The organism is Mesorhizobium sp. M7A.F.Ca.US.005.03.2.1 (assembly GCF_003997795.1).
Classification (GTDB): Bacteria; Pseudomonadota; Alphaproteobacteria; order Rhizobiales; family Rhizobiaceae; genus Mesorhizobium; species Mesorhizobium ciceri.
The window spans coordinates 1-3,756 of the sequence record NZ_RZRP01000632.1; the positions used below are offsets into that span (position 1 = coordinate 1).

Genomic DNA, 3,756 nt, shown 5'->3' on the forward strand with positions numbered 1-3,756 from the left:
GGCGTCGCGGATGGGGGCGGAGGGAATGTAGCGGCCGGGCAGCAGGGTGCGCTTGGCGACCTTGCCATCCAGTTCCTCGGCCCGTGTGGCGACCGCCTCCGGCTTGTGCTTGCCGACGGTAAGGGTGACCTGTTTCAGGGCAGCCAGGTTGATGGTCTCGCCGGGATAGATAACCCGGCTCGGAATAAGCACCACCTCGCCGCCAGCTTGATTGCTGGCGATCCGGGTGGCCGACTGGTTGGCCGATTCCTGGGCAAAAGCCGGCATCGTGCCGGTCACCAGCGCAAGGACGAGCGCGGTGCGGCGGAATGCAGACAGGAGGCCGGGCGTCGACATCATGCGTTACCTGATGTTCTTGGAGACCACGGAGGCCATGTCGTCGGCGGCCTGGATGACCTTGGAGTTCATCTCATAGGCGCGCTGCGCCGAGATCAGCTCGGTGATTTCCTTGACCGGGTCGACGTTGGAGGCTTCGAGATAGCCCTGCTGGATGGTGGCAAAACCGGGATCGCCAGGCACGCCGACGTTCGCCGGCCCCGAAGCCGTGGTTTCCTGGAACAGATTGTCGCCGAGCGGCGCCAGGCCGGCCTCGTTGGCGAAATTGGCGATCTGAAGCTGACCGAGGTTCTGCAGGTCGGTCTGCCCGTCGATGCGGGCGAAGACCTGGCCGGTCTTGTTGACGATGACCTCGACGGCATCAACGGGAACATTGATTGCCGGAATGACCGCAGCGCCGTCGACCGTCACCAGCTGGCCGGTGGCGTTGGTGTTGAGAGCGCCGGCGCGGCTGTACAGCGTGCCGCCGTCGGCACCCTCGATCTGGAACCAGCCCCTGCCGGTCAGCGCCAGGTCGAAACTGTTGCCGGTGCTGGTCAGTTCGCCCTGGGTGTGCACGTTGCGCACCGCCGTCGTCTTGACGCCGAGGCCGATCGAGACGCCCTCCGGCACCAGCGAGGCGTTGGAGCGGTTGGGCACGCCTTGCGTGCGGTCGACCTGATAGAGCAGGTCGGAGAATTCGGCACGGGCGCGCTTGTAGCCGGTGGTGTTGATGTTGGCGATGTTGTTGGCGATGACTTCCAGATTTGTCTGCTGGGCATTCATGCCGGTGGCGGCGATGGCGAGTGCTTTCATGTCGGAATTCCTCAGATGCCCATTCGACTGACTTCGAGATAGGCGGAGACCACCTTGTCGCGTATGGCGACGGCGGTCTGAAGCGCCTGCTGCGCGCTCATCACGGCGTCGACCACCTGGCGGGTGTCGGCATCGCCCTTGAGCGCCTGCATCGATACCTGCTCGGCATTCTGCATCGTGTCGACGGTCTTGGAGGCTGCCTGGCTCAGCGCCTCGGCAAAGGAGGTGCCGACATTGCCACCGGCCGACGGTGTCGCGCCGCCCTGGAGCAGGCTTGTGGCGGCGTCATCGCCGCCGATCGACGGCTTGAACTGAAGGGCTCCGATACCGCTGATCATTACTGGTTCCTCATCAGGTCGATGGTCATGGAAATCAAGTCGCGGGCCTGCTTGACCACCTGAAGGTTGGCCTCGTAGGAGCGATTGGCCTCGGTCATGTCGGCCATTTCGATCAGCACGTTGACGTTGGGCATCTTGACGTAGCCCTTCTCGTCGGCGGCCTCGTTGCCGGGCTGGAACTCGACTGGAAAGTCACTGGGATCTCGATCGATCGAGTTCACTGCAACCGTTGAACTGCCGGAGGCCCGGTCGAGCTCGGAGACGAAGCTGATGGTCTTGCGGCGATAAGGGTCGGAGCCGGGCGCGGTGCCCGTCGACTGAGCGTTGGCGAGGTTCTCGGAAACCACGCGCAGGCGTTCCGACTGGGCGCCGAGGCCGGATGCTGCGACTTTGAGGGCTGCGGTCAGTGCGTCCATGGTCAGCTCTTCACCGCCATCATCATCATCGAATGGAACGCCTTGACGATCGCCGTGTTGAGCTCGAAGGACCGGCGCACCTCGCCGGCCTTCAGCAGTTGGTCTTCCAGCACGACCGAGTTCTTGGACGGCATGACAACGCCGTCATCTTCCTGCGGCTTGATGGTGAAGCCGGCATTGGTCGCTGCATTGCCGAGATGGCCGGCCTGGGTGGCCTGCAGCGATACGGTGGCGCGGTCGAGCACCTTTTCGAATGGCTCGACGTCGTTTGCCGTATAGCCTGGCGTGTTGGCATTGGCGATGTTGCCGGCCACGGCCGACTGGCGCACGGCCAGCCATTGCGCTTGCTTGGCGGCGAGGTCGAAAAGGGAAACGGGCTCCATGGGAATCTCCGAGCAGGTACCCAGAGACTAGGCCGCCAGTCTTGCGCGGGCCTTGCGGATGGCCGGAAGCCGGAGATCGTTTATCGGGACAGTTCGATCACCTGGTCGGCACTGGTGACCATGACCCATTTGCCGTTGCGCTGCTCGATGGAGGATACCTTGCTGGAATCCGGCAGTATCGAGCCGCGCTGGACCATCCAGAGGCCAGCGTCGTCCTGGATCATGGCGCGGCCGTTGGCGACATGAACCATGCGGAATTTCGCCGCGTCGGCCGGAAACGGTTGCTCGTCGGATGCGGCTGCGGGATCGGCATCATCCCGCACCGTCCCCGTGGCAAGAAGATCGAGATTGGCCGCGGGAACGTCCTTTGCCGTCAGCGGCGCGCTGCGTTCGGCGACCACGCCGCCGCCCGCTCGCCCGGAATTAGAGCCTGTGCCGCCGAACTTCATCGCCTGGACGCCAAACTGGTCCTGGTTGAAGAAGATATACCAGGGGAACAGGGCGCAGATCAGGCCGAGCGCGATGCCGAGCGCGGCAATGACGAAATCGCTGCGTCGGTCGGACTTCTTCTCCAGTCGGGGAAACGGCGCCTTTGGCGGCTGCGGCCATTCGGTGCGCGGGAACAGGCCGTCGATCAGCGATTCCCGGCTGGCCTGCGTCATCTCGGCAGCCACCGCCTGGGGAGCCCGGGACAGAGCGGGTTCGACGGGCCTGGCCAGATCAGGATCGGCTTTGCCAGCCCGTGGCAGGATTGGCTTGACGGCTCTGGCCAGAACGGCCTCGGCTTTGGCCGCGATGGCACGGGCGGCCTTTGCTTTGGCAGTTCTCGCCGTGTCAGCCTCTGCCTGCTGCGCGGCATTGGCCTCGGCGATCATGTCGCGCAGGATGCGCTCGGTGTATTCGCGTTCAGTCTCCGGCATCGGCGTTCAGCTTGCTCTTGAGGTGGCGGGCGAGATCGGAGAACGGGTCGGCTGAGGGGCGATCCTTCGGCCCTTGCGTCAGCGCTTCATAGATCAGCGGCACCTGGCGCACGGCGATGTCGAGTTCGGCATCGACGCCGCCCTGATAGGCCCCGAGCAAGCGGATATCGCGTGTGTCCTCGAAGCGCGAGATCATCGACTTCAGCCTTGTCACCAGCGCGCGCTGTTCGACGCTCCAGGCCTTTCCGGCCAACCGCGATATGGACGACAGCGGGTTGACGGGGGGATAGCGACCCTGTTCGGCGATCGTGCGGTCGAGCACGACATGGCCGTCGAGGATGCCGCGCACGGAATCGGCGACCGGGTCGTTGTGATCGTCGCCGTCGACCAGTACGGAAATGATGGCGGTGATCGATCCCTTGCCTTCCGTACCCGGCCCGGCGCGTTCGAGCAGCTTGGGCAATTCGGTGAACACCGAGGCCGGATAACCGCGGGCGACCGGCGGCTCGCCGGTTCCCGTCGCCACCTCACGCAAGGCGTGAGCGAAGCGGGTGATCGAATCCAGCAC

At 64.6% G+C, this 3,756-nt stretch carries 6 protein-coding genes and 1 pseudogene; all 7 read right to left on the reverse strand.

Annotated features, from left to right (window positions below; all coding sequences use genetic code 11):
* Nucleotides 1-339 (reverse strand): SAF domain-containing protein (locus EN991_RS27170; protein ID WP_245461087.1); only part of this gene is annotated, 339 nt, incomplete at its 3' end.
* A gap of 3 nt (nucleotides 340-342) precedes the next feature.
* The gene (gene flgG, locus EN991_RS27175) at nucleotides 343-1,131 is read right to left on the reverse strand and encodes a flagellar basal-body rod protein FlgG (protein ID WP_013529795.1); all 789 of its coding nucleotides are present in this window, start codon (nucleotides 1,129-1,131) and stop codon (nucleotides 343-345) included.
* A gap of 11 nt (nucleotides 1,132-1,142) precedes the next feature.
* Nucleotides 1,143-1,469: a flagellar hook-basal body complex protein FliE gene (locus EN991_RS27180; RefSeq protein ID WP_013529796.1), complete on the reverse strand. Its 327-nt coding sequence runs from the start codon at nucleotides 1,467-1,469 to the stop codon at nucleotides 1,143-1,145.
* Nucleotides 1,469-1,885 carry a flagellar basal body rod protein FlgC gene (gene flgC, locus EN991_RS27185; RefSeq protein ID WP_013529797.1) on the reverse strand — a complete coding sequence of 139 codons (417 nt, stop codon included), beginning with the start codon at nucleotides 1,883-1,885 and terminating at the stop codon, nucleotides 1,469-1,471. Before flgC ends, EN991_RS27180 begins: the two co-directional genes overlap by 1 nt.
* 2 nt (nucleotides 1,886-1,887) lie before the next feature.
* On the reverse strand, nucleotides 1,888-2,268 hold the full coding sequence (flgB, locus tag EN991_RS27190) for a flagellar basal body rod protein FlgB (protein WP_127369911.1): 381 nt from the start codon (nucleotides 2,266-2,268) through the stop codon (nucleotides 1,888-1,890).
* Between the two features lie 80 nt (nucleotides 2,269-2,348).
* Nucleotides 2,349-3,188: a hypothetical protein gene (locus EN991_RS27195; protein WP_063173011.1), complete on the reverse strand. Its 840-nt coding sequence runs from the start codon at nucleotides 3,186-3,188 to the stop codon at nucleotides 2,349-2,351.
* A pseudogene (fliI, locus tag EN991_RS27200) lies at nucleotides 3,175-3,756 on the reverse strand (flagellum-specific ATP synthase FliI); the annotation flags it as partial. The pseudogene fliI and the gene EN991_RS27195, both read right to left, overlap by 14 nt.

Excerpts from the sequence above, each read along its gene's own strand:
- flgG (WP_013529795.1), bottom strand. The coding sequence starts at position 1,131 with ATGAAAGCACTCGCCATCGCCGCCACCGGCATGAATGCCCAGCAGACA.
- EN991_RS27180 (WP_013529796.1), bottom strand. The coding sequence starts at position 1,469 with ATGATCAGCGGTATCGGAGCCCTTCAGTTCAAGCCGTCGATCGGCGGC.
- flgC (WP_013529797.1), bottom strand. The coding sequence starts at position 1,885 with ATGGACGCACTGACCGCAGCCCTCAAAGTCGCAGCATCCGGCCTCGGC.
- flgB (WP_127369911.1), bottom strand. The coding sequence starts at position 2,268 with ATGGAGCCCGTTTCCCTTTTCGACCTCGCCGCCAAGCAAGCGCAATGG.
- EN991_RS27195 (WP_063173011.1), bottom strand. The coding sequence starts at position 3,188 with ATGCCGGAGACTGAACGCGAATACACCGAGCGCATCCTGCGCGACATG.